Raw genomic sequence first — 18,436 nt, 5'->3', positions numbered from 1 at the left:
AAGAAATTATATCACTCAGAGGATTTCACCACTCTTTTTGCTTTCAGAGAAGCCCTAATTTTATCGCTGTAGTAAGATATCGTACTCCTTGTTGCAACAACCAATAACACGATTATAGCCTGAAGAACCATTGTGAATTCAGAAGGTATGGATACCTCGAATTCCATACCTATTCCACCTGCTTTAAGAAATCCGAAGAATATTGCAAAAACTGATGTTTCAACGACACCGTTACCTCCAACTATGGCAAGCATTACCCCATCCCAACCATAGTTTGCTCCGATTCCTTTAATAAACCTATGTTGAGTTCCACCCAATATCAACAAAGCCCCCGCTAACCCGGAAAGGAAACCTGTATAAAACATAACCCAGATTAAATTTTCTTCATTTTTACATCCGCCAATCTTTGAAAAATTATAATTGTATCCCATCATCCGCCATTCGTAACCTTTTTTTAGATAAGTCACAACAAAGAAAGAAACAAAGACCATAAAAATCGCTATGAAAAAACTGATATTTATTCCGTTTATAGTGGGAAGAAAAAATTCTCTTTTTATCATAGGAGTAGCAGGAACATAAGAGTTTTTATCCAAAAATGGATAGGTTGCCAGATACAAGGTAAAGTAATCAGCTATGAAATTCAACATTAAAGTTGTTATAAATTCATCCATTTTATAATATTTTTTTAGTACACCAGCCAAACCACCATATAAACCACCAACGATACCAGAAATTAGCAAAACAATAATTATTCCCATGATTCCAGGTATTGGGAGATAGTATCCCAAAAGTGCTGCGGTCAAAGCTCCAACAATCAGTTGCCCAGGTTCTCCAAGATTCACTACGTTTGAACTGAAGGCTATTGCTGCGGCCATACCCGTTAAAATCAATGGGGTAGCATTGTTTAAAGTTGAAGAAAGAGAAAACCATGAAACTAAGCCGTAATCAAATAATGCCCGATAAGCATCAATAGGGGAATTCCCCTGAAGTTTGATCAAAATCGCACCTGCAAGAAAAGATAAGGCTATGCCAACGATTCCTGTTAGTATTTTGTTCAAACTTTTCATAATTTGGCCCCCAACATGTACTCGCCAACTTCTTCTTTTGAGTGAATTTTGGGGTCTAATTCAGCGACTATTTCTCCTTTTCGTACAACGTATAACCTATCGCACATAGATAAAAGTTCATCTAGATCTGCAGAGATCATCATAATCCCTTTCCCTTGTTCTCTCATCTCAAGAATAACGTTATGAACATATTCTATTGAACCAACATCTAAGCCCCTGGTTGGTTGGTCCAAGAGCAAAAATGGTGCATCGAGGCTGAATTCACGAGCAACTATTAATTTCTGCTGATTACCTCCAGAAAGACTTTTGGGAAGATCGTTTATACTTCTTGAAAGGATGTTGTATTGTTTGATCAAACCCTTTGCAAATTTTTTGGCCTTTTTCCAATCCATGATATATTTAAATTTTGATAAATTTTCACCTAAGTGGTGTGTCATGGAAAGATTTTCTGTTAAAGCAGCGTTCAAAGCTAAGCCATATCTTTTTCTGTCAGCAGGGATATAACCTATTAGTCTTCTTCTTTTTCTGATGGGGAGCTCTGTGATATTTTTATCTCCTATATATATTTTTCCGTGGTGTGGATAAATTTCACCAATTATTGTTTGTACAAGCTCGTATTGACCATTACCTTCGACACCTGCTAAACCCACTATCTCCCCTGATCTAATAACAATATTGATGTTTGACAATAGGTTTATCTTTGTTTTATTCGAAGCAACGGTTAAATTTTCACATTTAAAAATCTCTTTACCTGGTTCTTTTGGGACTTTCTTTACTGTAACCATAACTTCTTTGCCTACCATCATTTTCGCCAATTCGCCTTTTGAAAGGTTATCGTTTTTTAAAGTTGAGATAATTTTTCCTCTTCTCATAACTGTTATAATATCTGAGATTTCCAATACTTCTTCCAATTTATGACTGATAAAAACAATGGTTTTGCCTGTATCTCTAATATTTCTTATCTCTTTGAATAGTTGCTGAGTTTCTTGAGGGGTTAATACCGCTGTTGGTTCATCAAAAATCAACGTGTCGACCTTTCTATACAACAATTTTAGGATCTCCACTTTTTGTTGAGTTGCGACAGAGAGGTTAGAAGTTGTTCCTTGTAAATCAACAACCAAACTAAACTTTTTGGTAATCTCTTCTAACTCATTTAATATTTTTTCTTTATCTATGAAACCGAAATTTTTTGTTTTTTCCAAACCCAAAACAACATTCTCGTATACCTTAAAAGAAGGAACAAGCATAAATTCTTGGTGAACCATTCCTATACCAAGTTTGATAGCTACGTTTGGGTTAGTTATTTTTTGTTCTTTATTATTGATATAGATCTCACCACTGGATGGAGGTACCATACCGTATAAGATCTTCATCAACGTGCTTTTTCCGGCCCCGTTTTCTCCTATAATAGAGTGAATTTCTCCTCTTTCTAATGAGAAATTCACTCCTTCCAAGGCTAAAACATCAGGTGGATATACTTTATATATATCTTCCATTTGTACGTATGACATTTAGAACCACCTATGGATGATTATTCTCTATACTCTTTAACTACAATCTTTCCATCCACAACATTTTTCTGAATCTGTAATATTTTTTCTACAGTTTCTTTAGGAAGAATCTTATATGTGTACTCATCGATTGCCAAGCTTACCGCTCCGGATTTTAATCCGAGTTTGTACAACGTACCGGGCTCATATCTCCCATCTACTATGTCTTTAAAAACTAGTTCAATAGATTTTCCAACTTCTTTGAGATCGCTGGTGATGACGTAACCCGGGGCGAGACCGTTTTGATTTGAATCTACTCCAATAGCATATTTCCCAACTTCTTGTGCGGCTTGTAAAACTCCCATACCTGTTAAACTTGCAATTTGAAATATTACATCCACGCCCTGAGAATAAAGTTGTAAAGCAGCTTGTTTCCCTTTTGCGGGGTCATCCCAACTTCCTACGTATATTGTTCTTACTTCAATTTCCGGATCTATGTAATGTGCTCCTTGTTCATAACCATATACAAAGGATCTTATTACTATATCGTCATCTCCACCTACTGCTCCTATAAGTTTTTGGGGATTTATTCCCTCCAATTCTGTCATTGTTGTAACGATACCTGCTACAACACCAGCCATGAAAGCCCCTTCCTCTTCAATATAATCAACGTTTGATATTATACCTTGTTCATCTTCAACTACGGTGTCAATATTTACGAATATTTTATTTGCAAATTGTGTTGCTATGGTTTTTAATTCTTCTTCAAAACCATAAGAGATTACAAATACAACATCTGCCCACCTTGCGGCTGTGAGTAAACTTGGATAATATAGTGAAGGATCAAAATTGCATTCAATTACCCTTGTTTGAACCCCGTAATCATTTTCCAGCTGTTTTATGCCAGCGTAACCAGAATCATAAAAGGATTGATCACCCAGGGAACCGTTTATTACGTAGGCAATCTTTTGTGGTACTGCAAAAACTGTGAAAGAGAAGAGAAATACAATGAACACAAAAAATGTGAATCTTTTCATATTTGATACCTCCCCATACGATTTATTAGTAACCTTTTGGGTGCTTAATTGGTTAATTGAAATGTCCATTCTGCCAATGTGGATATTTTTGTTTTTGAGAAATCTGGTAAATAAGTTTCTAACGTGTCTTTCAAAGGGTCTGACCAATAAGAAGGAAAATCGTTTGCACCATATATGACCCCTAATATCGTGCCTACTTCACCGGCATTACAATCAACGTCGTAACCGAAAGAAGATGCGATCTTCATAGTTTTATCAAAATCTCCTTCCCCAAACCACAAAGAAGTTAAAACAGAGGCGGTGTTGGGATACAGATGAACCCAGTTATATCTTTGAAAATCATCTTCTATTTTTCTGAGGACGTTGATCCAATCATGATTTGTTTGACAATATTTTACTACATTACTTACGACTTTTTTAAATTCAGTATTTTCGGGGATATAATCAAATGATTTCTCGATTATTTTTCTTGGATCTTTTTCAGAGAAAGCCAACGATGTCATAACGGCACTATGTATACCTCCGTATATACCGTTACCACTATGGGATACTTGTGAATCTATGAAAGCTAACTTGGCAGCATTGTATGGATCTCCAGGACGCAATAAACCATGAACCATACATCTCATCTGTGCTCCAATCCATTCTTGAAAAGGGTTGTTAAAAAATCCTGACTCAGGAGGGAATATCCCTCTTTTTATATTTTCAAGAGCTATCAACTCAGCACTCCATCCAAAAGGTATGTACGATATCCAATTTGTTGCTAAATCTTTTGAAGAGATCTTTTCCCCTTTCTCTTCGTAAGTTTTGAGAAAAATCAATTCATAGGTTACATCGTCGTTAATCGTTGAAACCTCACCTATGTAAGTACCTAATTGATCAGAGTATGTTTTTTCCAACGCATCATGGGTATATCCTTCAAATTTGGTCCCCATAGATCCACCTGCAAGTTGGCCTAACCAACCACCATGAATCTTGTCTTTTAGATTATCAATATTATTAGATTTTTGCTTAGGAAAAGAGATAGAGAGATCTTCCCATTTCAAAGGTCTATCATACTTTTCATATTCGTTATTGTCTAATGAATGGGCTTTAGAAAGGGAAAAGAAAATTTCTGAGGTTATAGCCTTTAATTTAGAATACTCTTTATTTTCTAATGCTTCAAATCCTTTATCTAGCAATAACTCCGCTTGGTTTACGTTTTTCCCCATATTTTCTACAGATTGGACCGCACCAACTATGAGTGATTCTGGGGCGTTAGAACCTGGAACTTTACTATCCCAAAGGGTTACTAATATCTCTTTTGGAAAAACATTCATTTTTTCTACATCTTCCCATTTTTCGATGTGATCTTTTTTTGGTTTTGCGTTTCTTCTTCTATTAAATTCGTTTTGCCATGCCTTCATAATTTTTCCCCTTTCTTGGAACAAGAGATGCTCTAATGATATAATTATTTTATCACACCTGTCGGTTAGGAGGATGCAAAAAATTATGAATGAATTTGTAGTTTTAGGACATAGGGGTTACAGGGCAAAATTTGCTGAAAATACGATCGAAGCTTTTATAAAAGCGAGAGAGTATGGTGCCGATGGTATTGAATATGATTCGAGATTGACTAAAGATGGAACGCTTGTGGTTCTACATGACGATACTATTAACAACAGAAAGTTGCAGGAGTTAACTTACGAGGAGTTAAAGCAAATACGTTTTAAAAATAGACAGACCATTCCAACGGTCGAAGAAGTTATATCTAATTTAGATGACCAAGCTCTTCTTAATTTAGAAATCAAAGAGGTTGAAGCGGCTGTCCCTTCTTACAAAATAACTAAAAGAATGAATGCAGTTGATCGAACCCTTTTTTCTTCTTTTAAAATTGACGCTTTGAGAAAGGTCAGAAGTTTAGATAAAAGTGCAAAGGTTGGATTACTGATTGAATATGATACTTTAAAATACGTCGAGGAATTGAATATGGAAATCAATCTTTATTCTTTGAATCTTTGGATAAATGCTTTAAAAGAAAATATAGAACTTTCTAAAGAGCTAATGCATAAATGGAAAGAAAAAGGTTTTAAGATATTTTTATGGACGGTAAATGATCCCGAAGATTTACACACATTCAAAGGTTTGTACGACGGTATAATTACCGATGAGGTTGAAAAAATAGTTGAAGAAAGGAATAAAATTGCAAAGGAGAAACTTTAGAGATTGATGTTTCGGGGTATAGGGATGTTATATGGTTCTTCTGTTGGCTTTTCATTGTAAAAAGGACGTGTACACCATGCACATCCTGATGTTTTTTTAGCTTCTTCTATATCTACCGCCACTTCGGGCAACTTTTGAAGGTTACCGTTTGAATCAAAAAGAAAATCAGCTTTTTCTACATCGTATTGTAGGATGATTTCTCTGGCCATCTGGATTTTTCTGTACCTAGATAAAGAAGGTGGTAAAAGGTTTTCAAACTTTGTCCCCTTTATGGGGGTAAAAGAAAAAAGACTTACCAATATCTTAAACTTTTTCATTTTTAATAAAAAGTCTATAATGTTTTCGTCAGTTTCTCCCAGTCCCACGATTATGTGTGTTGTAATTCTATTAGGGAACTCATTTGAAGCATTTTTGAGTATTTTTTCGTAGAATTCGTATTTACCGCCCCTGATTTTTGAGAAAAGTTCCTTGTTTGCTACATCTACTGCGATTCCAACCCTATCAACGTTGTACTTATTAAACAAAGCTCTAACTTCTTCAATATTTCTTGGCCTTATAGAAACAGATATAGGTATTTCTTTTTCTTTCAAAAAAGATAATAATTCGTTTAATTCAGTCCAATAATCCAAAAAAGACACCACTTGTATACAAATACGTTTAAATTTTGTGGGAATGAAGATATTTTTAAAAGTTTCTAGAGATATTTCAGGCCATTTGATTCTTGATAATAGATCTGCGTTACTTTCAGCTTGTCTGGCTTGTGCACAATAAGAACAGTTGAAAAGGCACTTTTCCCCGATCATTAGGTAAGCTGTGTAATTTGGAAAGTCAATTTTTCCTTTTTTTAAACCGAGTTCTACAGCTGTTGCATACGATAAACGCAAATTAAGTATTCCTCCATTCCTTCGTTATTTCGATATATTTGTTATCATTCGGTGTTTTCAATGTATACAAAGTCATATCCCTCATATTCAAATACATGAATAGTTGCTTCTTTCGTTGTTGTCGATATGGAATGTTTAATTTCATAACCATTAAAAAACTCTTGAGGCGTTAACGCAAAGATTTCTTCTACATCGTTCATTAATTCAAAGGCTTCTGTGATTTCTTTTTCCTTCAAATTTCTGTATTCAAGAATCTGATAGGTATATTGATATGAAAGAACAGAAAAGATCAACGTTGGAATCATAATGACAAAAGTCAACACAACTTTCAAATTATAACCGTCCCAGTAGTATAACAATTAAGATTATCAAAAGTATCCCTATTATTGAGAAACCACTTATTATCAGTATATCTAAAGAACTTATTTTTTTATCAGGAGGCACACTTTTATCATTTTTCATTTGGTTATAAAGATCTCCGATAATTTTTGTTTCATTTTCATTCTCATTTTTTTCTTGAGATTTTCTTAAAATTTGAAGCCGATTTTGGTCTACTGAAACCTTTAACTCTCTGTGGACTACCGATTTACCCAAAGCCCCATTACCTAAATCTACTTTTAAAAATATATAGTCGCTTGAAGGGATCAATTCTTTAGATATGATTTTTCCCTCGACTACTTGTCCCATTTTTTTCTCGCCTTCATTCTTCTCTTCAATAGGTAAAACTATTACAGGTTCACCTATATCCAATTTAGAAACAGAATACCCCTCTATGGGATCTATTATTGGATAGATTTCGGTAGCATTTTTAACATCTTCTCTGTTTAAGTATTCTTTTAAACCCTCTTCTCCTTTTTCTTTCACGGCTGATATCCAGGTTAGATCTTTATAATCAAATTTCTGTGCAACCAATTTGATCTTTGTATCTCCGGACCATTCGCTTAAAATGTCGCTCAAAATTGATTTTAATACATAGACGTCTTCATCTTCTATAGCCATAAAGATTTTTGTTCCTGTGATCTCAAATCTCATTTTTTTAAGCATGCTGTAGAAGTAAGCTTTGAACTGAGTTAGAAGATTATTATTTTTTTCCTTAGATAATTGATAATACAACATATCGATGTCTGATTTGAAATCAAGATAATCTTTTGTAATATCTGGAAGGTCCACTTCTCTCAGTTGAGCCCTAGTCAGCAAAAGCACATTAAAATAAGGGGTTTGAGCTTTTTTGCCAAACATGTATCCCACATAGGTTTCACCGGTTAAATTTGAAGTTGCTAAAAATTTTAATGCATAAAAGTCCATATTTTATCCCCTTTTATTTAATATGCGTTTTTCTAAGAATTCTTTTGATTATTTGACTAGTCCTTCTCCACTTTTTATTTCTTGCAAATCATAATCATTTAAATCTACCTCGTTGTCTATGACACAATTTTTTCCTATTATCATTCTGTCTTTTATCTTTGAATTGAAACCTATTACAGTTATATCTGAATTATAGATCTTTTTATCGATTTTAGATTCCGCAAACTTGCCTTTTCCTATCTCAACCGAATCACCGATAACAGTATTTTCAGCAATAATCGTTTTTTCTATATACGAATTTTTGCCGATAAATACATTATTCATTATTATGGAATCTTTTACATAGGTTCCCTCTGAAACGGTTACACCTTGAAAAATCACAGAATTTTCAACCGTTCCGTATATTTCTGATCCTTCACTAACAAAGCTTTTTACAACGCTGGCTCCTTTTGCAATGAAAGCCGGTGGTAACTCTTCAGATTGAGTGTATATCTTCCAACTATCATCGTGAAGATCTAAAGGTGGCAGGGGAGAAATTATCTCCAAATTACAGTCAAGATAAGATTCTATAGTTCCAACGTCTCTCCAATAACCTTCAAAGTTAAAGGCATAAAGCATATTATTTTCTTTTAGCGATTTAGGAATTATATTTTTCCCAAAATCGTGTTCAGAAGTGTTATCTTTGGCATCTCTTATGAGAGCATCTTTTAGAAAATTCCATTTAAATACGTATATTCCCAAAGAAGCTAAAGTTCCTTTTGGTTCTTTTGGTTTTTCTTGGAATTCAATTATTCTATTGAAAGGGTCAGTGACCATTATACCAAATCTATGTGCCTCGCTTACTGGTACTTCCATACATGCTATAGTACCATCAGCCCCTTTTTCTATATGATAATCTATTATATCATTGTAATCCATTTTATATACATGATCTCCAGACAATAATACCACAAAATCAGGTTTATACCTTTCTATAAATTCGATGTTTTGATAAACCGCATCAGCTGTTCCTTGATACCATGAAGTTCCTGATCTGCTTAAATAAGGAGGCAAAATATGCAAACCTCCTCCTTTAATATCCAAATCCCACGGTTTACCTATACCCAAATGTTCTACCAACCGATGTGGCATATATTGAGTAACGATTCCTACCGTATTTATATTAGAATTAACACAATTACTTAAAGTGAAATCGATCATTCGATATTTTCCACCGAAGGGGACGGCAGGCTTTGCTAAATTGTTTGTTATTACTCCCAGTCTTGTTCCCTGACCTCCAGCTAAAATAATACCTAAAGCACGCATCTCAATTCCTCCCTTTATAGGATGGCCCCTTTTTCTATAACGTTTATCTCGTTTCCTATACCTTCCAACTTTTTTCCTGATCTTATCCTTACATTTTTATCGATTATGGTCTTTCTGATTATACTTCCTTCCTCTAAATAACTCTCTTGTAACACTATACAATCTTCTATTACGGAACCCGCTCCAACGTATACGTTCCTAGATAGCACAGAATTCCTAACAACTCCATTTATTATACAACCATCGGATATAATTGAATTTGAAATCTCGGCATTAACGTTTATCTTCGGTGGAGCTGAATCTTTTAGCTTTGTAAATATTTTTCTTTCTGGTTGATAAAATAATTCTTTTCTAACCTCTTCTTTTAGAATATCCATATTAATATTATAATAATCTTCCACAGATTTTTTTATATTTTTCCAGTAGCCTTCAAAGTCGTAAGAAAAAACTCTAATTCTGGATAAATTAGGTATAATAATATCTTTTAATAAGTCAAATTTACCGTTTGGTACGCTGGCATATAGAATTTCTAGCAAAAAAGCCTTATTTATAAAGTAAACACCCAAAAAAATTTTATTCGAGTGATATTTGGAGTCCTTTTCATATATTTGTGTGACCCTATTATTTTCGTCTGTAATTACTTGTCCATATTGGCTAAAACTTGTCCCCTCTTCTACTGTTTTGGTCAGTAAGGTAATATCTGCACCATTTTTTACATGGTATTTGAAAAGAGGTCTAAAATCGATATTATATATATGATCTCCAGAGCCGATTAAAACAAAATCTTCGTATGATCTTCTCAAAAAAGTTAAATTTTGGAATAATGCGTCCGCTGTTCCTTCGTAGTACATTTTATGACTTTGAGGACTTATAAATGGCTGAAGTATGAATAGTCCTCCTCTTTTCCTATCCAAGTTCCATTCTTTCCCGCTTCCTAAATGGTCCATTAAAGACCTGGGATTGTATTGAGTGAAGACTCCTACGTTTGTGATACCTGAATTCACCATATTGCTTAACGTAAAATCTATCGCTCTATACTTACCAAAAACGGGAACGGCTGCGCTAGTCCTTTTTAACGTTAATTTATCTAAATTATCCTTAGTGGACCCTGAAAGTATAAGCCCTGCAACCCTCATAAATTTCACCTCTTTTTTTATTACAACTCATTTTCAAAACCACAAAGATATTCAAAAATTTCATTTTCTTCAAAGAAAATTCCCCATTCTTGTTCAGAACTTTGAATCGAATCTGAAGCATGTACAATATTCTTTCTGACACTTATCCCAAATTCCCCACGTATGCTTCCAGCATGGGCTTTTAATGGATCTGTTTCACCGTTTATGCTTCTAACAGCTTCAACCACTCTTGGACCTTCTAAAATCATAACGACGACAGGTCCAGATAATATGAACTCTATCAATGGTTGATAAAATTCCTTACCTTGGTGTACTTTGTAGAGTTCTTCAGCTTGTTCTTTTTTCATCTTTATCATTTTCATAGCGGCAACTTTTAGGCCTTTTTGTTCATATCTTTTGATTATTTCACCAATTAGTCCTCTTTTAACGGCATTAGGTTTTATCATCACAAATGCTTTTTCCACCAAATTAAGCTCCCCCCCTTTATTCCTCTTTTAAAGATTCTACGATGTTGAGACTCGAAGCACGCCTTGAGGCGATATAACTAAAAAAAATGGATACAATGCTGTTTATTAAAAAAGCTATTAAAAAAGAGTTGGCGGTTATCTTAATGGGTAAATATTCCACATAAAAGAGCCCTTCAGGTAATGGAATCTTTAAAATAATTAGAAACCAGCATGTTAAAGTGCCAGCAATGACTCCAATAACAAATCCTACTAGGGATATTAAAAAAGTTTCTAATATAAAAACGGTAGATACTTGTTTTCTTTGAAAACCAAGAGCCCTTAAAATAGCTATCTCTTTATTTCTAGTGAAGACAGAGAAAGAAACAGAGTTTGATATACTGAAACCAGAAATCAAAAGAATGAAAAAAGTTATCATCAAAGCTAATAAGCTATCAACCTGGACAGCTTTAGCCAAAGTTTCGTTGGATTCTTCCCAAGTGAGGGTGGAGTAATTATAAAGGTATCTTTCTTTAAACTGTTTAGCCTTATTTGGATTTTTTAAAAAAATACCGGTGTACTCTTTTGGATTCGAATCTTGAACCAATATGAAAGTTGAATCATACGAATACACTCCAGATTCGAATATTCCCGTAATGGACCTTTCTTGGAAAATCGGTAATAGACCTTTTGTTCCCACGGTTATTATGGTATCACCAATATCAACGTTGAGATTATCTGCTAATTTGTTACCTATTATAAGCCCATCGTCTCCGATTCTCTCATTTACAAACCCTTCATAGATTGATAGGTCATCCAATTCCATAAGTTGAGAAAAAGCAATTTTAGATCCGTTTATAAGCGTTACAGAAGTAATATTGAAATTTATGATTTTGTCTATTTCTGATGAGTTTTGAGAGTAAATTCCATTAACAACAAGATGAGGATAAAAATTAGTTATTGAATCTATTAACAAGCTATCGAAACCATTTATTATAGAAGTAACTACTATTATACCCCATACTCCTATTATCATAGCAAAGAGAGAGAATTTAAAGTTTTTTTTGGACCTTGTGAAAAAAGAAATGGCTAAAAGTAAGGTAGGATTATTTCTTCTACCACCTTTCATTAAGAACCACCACTGCATCGTAACCCGTTGGATCGACCAAATTTTCTGAAATAAAGTTTATCAACTGAAAATATTTGTACTTGTCTTCTATTTCTATGAAATTTGTTCCGAATGTCTCTTTCAAATCTGTCTTTATCTTTTCTTTTTTTTGTTCTTCAACGTTCCTAAAAAGCACATAAGAATACTGATTACTTAAACCATCAAATGTTTCATCCAAAACCTTGATCTGATAGCCCGGTTTTTTCCATACGTCAAAAACATAGGTATAGAAATTATACAACTTGCTGGAAAAGTTTTTGGTGATGATTATTTTTGATTTATCATTGTTTTGATTAGAATATGTTTCAAAAGTTTTCAACTTGTATTGAATTTGGGGTATTTTAGTTTCATCAACGACCACATAGCTATCTTTGATTAGATAGGGAAATGAGATAAATTCTATCTGTGCGTTCTTTACATGGTTATACAGAAAAAGTAGATCTTTAATTTCAAAAGAATTAATGGTGTTAGATAAACCTATATTTACTGCCTCAATAAGTTTATTTATACCAGCGGATTGGACCTCGTTCAATAAAGCCATTACAGCATTTTTTTGACGTTCCATCCTTCCTAAATCTCCTGAGGCATCTCGATATCTCACATAAGACAATAGTTCTTCACCATTTAATTGATTATATCCTCTTTTAAAATCTATATGTAAATTTTGGTGATAATCTTGGTAACTCATATCAGATTCTATGTATATATCTATTGGGGCAAATAAATCACCAATACTTTTAAATATGGAATAATCAAAAACTATGTAATCCGAAATGTGGACACCGCTTAATCTTTCGACCTCTTTTTTGAGTGTTTCGATACCGTAAATTTCAAAAACAGAGTTGATTCTTCTTTCTCTTTGATCTATACTGACCAAAAGATCCCTTGGTATGGGTAGAAAAACTATCTTCCCTTTATCGATCCCCCCTAAGATTATAACATCGGTTCTTGTTGAACTTTCAATATTTTCATCTCTTCCCAGAACCAAAAAATAGTAAGGAAGTTCGATGGAAGATCGATCTAATTGAATATTCTTAACTAAAGGTATTATAAAACTGAGTGTCAAAAAAATCAGAAAAACGAAAGATAAAATTCTTAAAATATTTATTTTCAACTAATAATCACTCCACGATCTCTTTGATCCTCTCAAAAGCCTCTACATTGGCATATTTTCTTTCAATTGTTTGATTTGCTATATTAATTTGAAGAGGTTCATTTAAAAGGAGTGGAACGGTTAATTTATCGTAATTGGTTATAGAATACTTTGAAAAGCCATTAATGAGGGCATAAGTCCCGGCTTCGTCCAAATTTGTGGACCTATCGTAATTTTTTACCGTATCTACGTACCCCCCCAAACCGAAAACTTGCCAAAATCTTATCTCACTATTCTTCAAAGCATCAAAAACTCCATCGATACCTTTTAAGTCGCTGCCACCTAATTTGCTTATAAACTCATTTGCAACTTCATCATTTAGGTAGAAATAGTAATTGACATTCGAATTGAGATCAAACAAGTCCAAAAAATCATTTGTAGCTTTATTTAAATTTTCAGATGATAAAGTAATATAAGACTCCGGAAAGGTGGTTCCAGCTTCTACTTTGACTATCATTATCTTCCTGTTATCGTTAAGAACCCTTATAAAATATAGCCCATCGTCATAAGATACCGTATAGGTTAGCTTGCTCGATGAGACTACAGGATTGTTGACGAATTGGTTGTATCTATAAAACATGAATCCCAAAAAAGCTACAATTATAGCGATAATTATTATCAAAATAAGCCATATTCTCCGGCCTCTTTTTCTTTTCCCTCCAACATACACATTTGCCACGAAATGCACCTCCAACATGCGAATTCCTTAGGTAATTTAGAAATCAAAAGGTATCAACGAGAGATGCTCTGAATGAGCATCTCTCAAACATTTCATTTTTTTTCTATAAAATTACTTAAAACTTCTTCCAAATCAGGTTTACCGATCTCTTGCAACTCGTAAGTTACCCTTACTGTAGGTTTTTTTATGTCCATAATTCTTGTTAGATCAATTGGTGTACCTATGACTACAACTTCAGCATCTGATTTATTGATAGTTTTTTCAAGTTCCTGTATCTGTTTTTTTCCATAACCCATTGCGGGAAGTATTTTATCGAGATGAGTGTATTTCTTATAAGTATTTACTATTGAACCAACAGCATAAGGCCTTGGATCAATTATTTCTGAGGCTCCAAATTTTTTAGCAGCTATAAAGCCGGCTCCATAGGTCATTCCGCCGTGAGTTAAGGTTGGCCCATCCTCAATAACAAGGCATCTCTTCCCTCTTATAATGGAAGGATTTTCAACGAATAGAGGAGATGCGGCATCGATTACTATTGCGTTTGGATTCCATTTTTCTATATTTGCTCTTACTTTTTCAATACCTTCCAACGTTGCCGTTTCTTCTTTATTGATAACTATAACGTCTGCCATAATAAGATTGGTCATCCCTGGGAAATAGGATACTTCGTGACCAGCTCTGTGCGGATCTACTACAACAATAGATAAATCAGGTTTATAGAATGAAAAGTCGTTGTTTCCACCATCCCATAATATAACATCGGGATTTTCTTCTTCTGCCTGTCTCAATATCTCTTCATAATCAACACCTGCATAGATGACAGAGTTCCTATCTATATGAGGTTCATACTCCTCTCTCTCTTCAATTGTACATTCATGTATATCAAGGTCTTCGTAAGTGGCGAATCTTTGTACCTTTTGCTTTACCAGGTTTCCATATGGCATTGGATGCCTGATTGAAACAACTTTTAAACCTTTATTTCTGAGAATGTCTAATACTCTCCTCGTTGTTTGACTTTTTCCTGAGCCAGTCCTAACGGCACAAACCGAGATAATAGGTTTTTTGGATTTCAACATAGAATTATTCGGCCCCAGAAGTTTAAAATCTGCTCCACTAGCAAGCACCAAAGAAGCCTTTTCCATTACGTATGAAAACGGTAAATCGCTGTAGGATAACACCACTTCGTCGATGCTGTTTTCTTTGATAAGGTTGACTAGATTAGCTTCTGATTCTATAGGTATCCCATTAGGATACAACTCTCCAGCGAGTTCTTTAGGATAAAGCCTTCCTTCAATATCTGGAATTTGTGTGGCTGTGAAACAAACAACTTCATAGTCAGGATTATTGCGATAATAAACGTTGAAATTATGAAAATCTCTACCTGCTGCTCCCATTATCAAAACTTTTTTCCTCAAGTGTATCTCCTCCTTATAAGTGGCATACTAGCGCACCTAGGGCCTCCCCTTCCTCTAGATAATTCACTGGACGGTATGGTTAAAACTTCTATCCCCGATTTTTCTAATTCTCTGTTGGTGATGTAATTTCGATCATAGGTGATAACCTTTCCTGGTTCTATTGCCAAACTGTTGGAGCCATCATTCCATTGCTCCCTGTGTGATGCTATTATATCAGCATTTCCGCATTTAATAATTTGAACATGATCTAAATTAAGATGTTTTTTTAATATATGTTCCAAGCTTTCTTCTTCCTCATAAAAATCGAATCCTTCTTTAGACTTAGTAATGATAAAAGTATCTATATCTTCTCTTAAATTAGCATGAACTAAAAATTTATCGTAATCAACCATTGTGAATATAGTATCTAAATGCATATAAGCCCTATTATCAGGTATTATAAATGCTATTATCTTATCAAAGGTGTCTTTATTTTCTTTGAGGAACTTTTTAGCAAGTATTTCGACGGCCTCTGGTGAAGTTCTTTGAGAAATTCCTATTGCTAAAACTTTGTCGCTTAATACTAAGATATCCCCGCCCTCTATTGGATAAGGGTACTCTTTCTCGTAATACAAGGGAGTGCCTTCGAATTTTTTGTTGAATTTAATTACATATTCCATGAGCATGACTTCTCTTCTTCTTGCTGAGGTTTTCATTCTGTTCACACAAGCACCTTTTCCCAAAATAGCCACAGGATCCCTTTGAAAATATAGGTTTGGCATGGGAGTAAGGAAAAAAGGTAATTCTATATCTGCTCTTCTAACTCTCAAAGAGAAGATGTTCCTGTTAATTTCTAGTTCATCGGAGCGTATACCAGATATTATAGTGTCCACCATGTCTTTGGTATCTAACGAAAACAAATAGTCTTTTAAAAGAGCGTAAATAAAACGGTTGTATATTTCTGAGAATTGTAAAAACTCTTCAACGAATTTCCCTTTTAATTCCAAATCATTAAGCGTTTCTGTCAACAATTCAGTAAGATATAAAACTTCTACACCGTTGTCTCTTAAAACATTCGCAAAATAATCATGTTCTTCTTGAGCTTTATACAAAAAAGGAATATCGTCAAATAACAGATCAGAAAGATAATGAGGAGATAAATTTTCTAACTCTTTTCCCGGTCTGTGTAGAAGGATTTTTTCTAATTTTCCGATTTCTGAGTACACCGATAAATTCATAACTTTTAAGCACCAACCTTTTCCTTTCTAATATTATACAACAAAAAATCTTCTAAAAAATCTCATAGCTTTGTAAAAGTGTCGTTGTGTTCAAAGTATCGAGCACTTTTTCTAATAGTATACCTTCCCTTTGTGGATATTTATAACCATAACTGGCTTTTAAACATGTAGATACGAATTGGGTAGCCCTATCTATAGCCATCGGCACACTGTCTCCATTTAAAAGACTACCAACGATAACGCTTGCAAAAGCGTCCCCTGTCCCAGGATATAAAGCTTTTAGATAGTTAGTGGTGATTTTCCAAAATCTATTATTTGTCTTTTCGTAAGCTAATACCCCTATTTTTGATTTGGATTCATCAGGAACACTTGTTATAATAACCACTTCTGGTCCCATGTTTGCCAAACGTATTAACCAGCTTTTCAACATCTCTTCACTTATATCTTGGTCGTACTTTTCATCCAAGAGAAAACAGGCTTCCGTTAAATTTGGTGTTATCACATGAGACTTGGAAATTAATTTTTTCATCTCTTTAACCATAGCTTCCGTAATGGTTGCATAAAGTTTCCCATCATCCCCCATTACTGGATCAACGACTACCAGGGTCTCGTTTTTTTGTGAAAAATATTGTATAAACTCTATCACAATATCTATCTGTTTTTCTGACCCTAAAAAACCACTATAAATTGCATCAAAACTTAAATCTAATTTTTTCCAATGTGCTATGATGTCTTTCATGTTTTCTGTTAAATCCAAAAAAGTGTAATCCTTAAACTCTCCAGTATGGGTTGAGAGTATTGCAGTAGGAATTGGGCAGACTTGAATCTTCATAGAAGACAATATAGGGATCACAACGGTTAAAGAAGCTTTACCAAACCCTGAAAGATCATGAATTGCCGCGACTCTTTTAATGGGTTTCTCTTTCAAATACATCATTCCTTTCCCCTAAGATAAGATGTTAAACTCTTTTGCTATTTCTGCACCGAGTTTGGCATTGTTGTAGACTAATTCGATATTTGCTTTTAAGCTTTCCCCTTTTGTTAATTCGTTTATTTTTGAAAGTAGAAAGGGGGTTAATTCCTTACCTTTTATTTTTTGACTTTTAGCTTCTTCTATTGCGTTTTCTATTGTTTTATTTATTTTTTCAAAATCCAATGAATACTCTTTTGGAATAGGATTTGCAATAAAAATGCCGCCTTGTAAACCCAAGTCCCATTTTGCCTTCATTATTAATGCAATTTCTTTTGGGTTTTCTACTCTATAAGGTACATTTATCCCACTTTCCCTTGAAAAAAAACATGGAAGCTCGTCCGTTTGATAGCCGATCACTGGCACGCCAAAAGTTTCGAGATATTCTTTGGTTAATTGAAGATCTAATATAGCTTTAGGTCCGGCAGATATCACCGCAACGTTCGTTTTCGCAAGTTCTTGCAGGTCTGCGGAAATATCAAACGTTTCTTGAGCGTTTCTATGTACACCTCCTATTCCTCCTGTTACAAAGACCTTTATTCCAGCAAGTTCAGCTATTATCATAGTTGCCGCAACCGTTGTAGCCGCGTTAAAACCTTTTGCAAGGATAACAGGTAGGTCCATTCTACTGGCTTTCAATATGTTTTTAGAATTAGCCATAAACTCTATCTCTTCTTTTGATAATCCTACTTTAATTTTACCCTCGATTATTGCTATAGTTGCTGGAACTGCACCCCGTTCTCTTATTATATCTTCTACATTTTTTGCCACTTCAACATTTTGTGGGTAAGGCATTCCGTGAGAAATTATAGTCGATTCCAAGGCAACTATGGCTCTATTTTCTTTCAAGGCTTGGTACACTTCTTCTTTAATCTCTAAGTATGAGGTTATATTCATTTTATTTTCCTCCATAGTTGTTTTTTAATGTTTTATAGACGTTCTATAGCGCCCCTTTGCCCCGCTCC

At 34.3% G+C, this 18,436-nt stretch carries 18 protein-coding genes; 1 reads left to right on the top strand and 17 read right to left on the bottom strand.

Features of this window, described 5'->3' with window-relative positions; translation table 11 throughout:
• Positions 1-11: 11 nt before the first annotated feature.
• Genes X929_RS03305 through X929_RS03290 form a run of 4 tightly spaced genes read right to left on the bottom strand, consistent with a single transcriptional unit; the run spans position 12 to position 5,000 of the window.
• Positions 12-1,067, bottom strand: coding sequence for an ABC transporter permease (locus X929_RS03305; RefSeq protein WP_103066620.1), 1,056 nt, complete (start codon positions 1,065-1,067; stop codon positions 12-14).
• Positions 1,064-2,578: an ABC transporter ATP-binding protein gene (locus X929_RS03300; protein WP_103066619.1), complete on the bottom strand. Its 1,515-nt coding sequence runs from the start codon at positions 2,576-2,578 to the stop codon at positions 1,064-1,066. The genes X929_RS03305 and X929_RS03300 overlap by 4 nt, the downstream gene beginning before the upstream one ends.
• A 20-nt stretch (positions 2,579-2,598) precedes the next feature.
• On the bottom strand, positions 2,599-3,594 hold the full coding sequence (locus X929_RS03295; protein WP_103066618.1) for a BMP family ABC transporter substrate-binding protein: 996 nt from the start codon (positions 3,592-3,594) through the stop codon (positions 2,599-2,601).
• A 44-nt stretch (positions 3,595-3,638) separates the two neighbouring features.
• Positions 3,639-5,000 carry an ADP-ribosylglycohydrolase family protein gene (locus X929_RS03290; RefSeq protein WP_103066617.1) on the bottom strand — a complete coding sequence of 454 codons (1,362 nt, stop codon included), beginning with the start codon at positions 4,998-5,000 and terminating at the stop codon, positions 3,639-3,641.
• An 85-nt stretch (positions 5,001-5,085) separates the two neighbouring features.
• Between X929_RS03290 and X929_RS03285 the strand changes: the two genes are divergently transcribed.
• Positions 5,086-5,796, top strand: a complete 711-nt coding sequence (locus X929_RS03285) for a glycerophosphodiester phosphodiesterase family protein (RefSeq protein ID WP_169924943.1) — start codon at positions 5,086-5,088, stop codon at positions 5,794-5,796.
• Here X929_RS03285 and lipS2 read toward each other — a convergent pair.
• The 13 genes from lipS2 to X929_RS03220 all read right to left on the bottom strand — a co-directional run bounded on the left by lipS2 (position 5,793) and on the right by X929_RS03220 (position 18,362).
• On the bottom strand, positions 5,793-6,680 hold the full coding sequence (lipS2, locus tag X929_RS03280; RefSeq protein ID WP_103066615.1) for a LipS2 family lipoyl synthase: 888 nt from the start codon (positions 6,678-6,680) through the stop codon (positions 5,793-5,795). The two genes, X929_RS03285 and lipS2, sit on opposite strands and share 4 nt — an antisense overlap.
• Positions 6,681-6,724: 44 nt before the next feature.
• Positions 6,725-7,012 carry a hypothetical protein gene (locus X929_RS03275; RefSeq protein ID WP_103066614.1) on the bottom strand — a complete coding sequence of 96 codons (288 nt, stop codon included), beginning with the start codon at positions 7,010-7,012 and terminating at the stop codon, positions 6,725-6,727.
• A gap of 1 nt (position 7,013) precedes the next feature.
• On the bottom strand, positions 7,014-7,985 hold the full coding sequence (locus X929_RS03270) for a DUF4899 domain-containing protein (protein ID WP_103066613.1): 972 nt from the start codon (positions 7,983-7,985) through the stop codon (positions 7,014-7,016).
• Between the two features lie 48 nt (positions 7,986-8,033).
• Positions 8,034-9,290: a glucose-1-phosphate adenylyltransferase gene (locus X929_RS03265; RefSeq protein WP_103066612.1), complete on the bottom strand. Its 1,257-nt coding sequence runs from the start codon at positions 9,288-9,290 to the stop codon at positions 8,034-8,036.
• A 14-nt stretch (positions 9,291-9,304) separates the two neighbouring features.
• Positions 9,305-10,426 carry a glucose-1-phosphate adenylyltransferase subunit GlgD gene (gene glgD, locus X929_RS03260; protein WP_103066611.1) on the bottom strand — a complete coding sequence of 374 codons (1,122 nt, stop codon included), beginning with the start codon at positions 10,424-10,426 and terminating at the stop codon, positions 9,305-9,307.
• 20 nt (positions 10,427-10,446) lie between these two features.
• Positions 10,447-10,890 carry a nucleoside-diphosphate kinase gene (gene ndk / locus X929_RS03255; protein ID WP_103066662.1) on the bottom strand — a complete coding sequence of 148 codons (444 nt, stop codon included), beginning with the start codon at positions 10,888-10,890 and terminating at the stop codon, positions 10,447-10,449.
• Positions 10,891-10,909: 19 nt separating this feature from the next.
• The gene (locus X929_RS03250; RefSeq protein WP_169924942.1) at positions 10,910-11,998 is read right to left on the bottom strand and encodes an ABC transporter permease; all 1,089 of its coding nucleotides are present in this window, start codon (positions 11,996-11,998) and stop codon (positions 10,910-10,912) included.
• Positions 11,985-13,151 (bottom strand): LCP family protein, encoded by a 1,167-nt coding sequence (locus tag X929_RS03245; protein ID WP_103066609.1) that lies wholly within the window; start codon positions 13,149-13,151, stop codon positions 11,985-11,987. The genes X929_RS03250 and X929_RS03245 overlap by 14 nt, the downstream gene beginning before the upstream one ends.
• A 7-nt stretch (positions 13,152-13,158) precedes the next feature.
• The gene (locus tag X929_RS03240) at positions 13,159-13,869 is read right to left on the bottom strand and encodes a hypothetical protein (RefSeq protein WP_103066608.1); all 711 of its coding nucleotides are present in this window, start codon (positions 13,867-13,869) and stop codon (positions 13,159-13,161) included.
• A 92-nt stretch (positions 13,870-13,961) separates the two neighbouring features.
• A complete protein-coding gene (locus X929_RS03235; RefSeq protein WP_103066661.1) occupies positions 13,962-15,263 on the bottom strand; it encodes a cyclic 2,3-diphosphoglycerate synthase in 1,302 nt (433 codons plus the stop codon).
• A gap of 17 nt (positions 15,264-15,280) precedes the next feature.
• Complete coding sequence (locus tag X929_RS03230; RefSeq protein ID WP_103066607.1) at positions 15,281-16,501, bottom strand: arginine deiminase; 1,221 nt, start codon at positions 16,499-16,501, stop codon at positions 15,281-15,283.
• A 52-nt stretch (positions 16,502-16,553) separates the two neighbouring features.
• Entirely contained in the window at positions 16,554-17,435 is an 882-nt protein-coding gene (locus X929_RS03225; RefSeq protein ID WP_103066606.1) for a pyridoxamine kinase, read from the bottom strand.
• 12 nt (positions 17,436-17,447) lie between these two features.
• Positions 17,448-18,362 carry a pseudouridine-5'-phosphate glycosidase gene (locus X929_RS03220; protein WP_103066660.1) on the bottom strand — a complete coding sequence of 305 codons (915 nt, stop codon included), beginning with the start codon at positions 18,360-18,362 and terminating at the stop codon, positions 17,448-17,450.
• Positions 18,363-18,436: the final 74 nt, after the last annotated feature.

Source organism: Petrotoga olearia DSM 13574 (assembly GCF_002895525.1).
In the GTDB taxonomy this organism is placed as follows: domain Bacteria; phylum Thermotogota; class Thermotogae; order Petrotogales; family Petrotogaceae; genus Petrotoga; species Petrotoga olearia.
The sequence above is the reverse complement of the archived record's forward strand: the minus strand, read 5'-3'. Positions and strand labels throughout refer to the sequence as shown.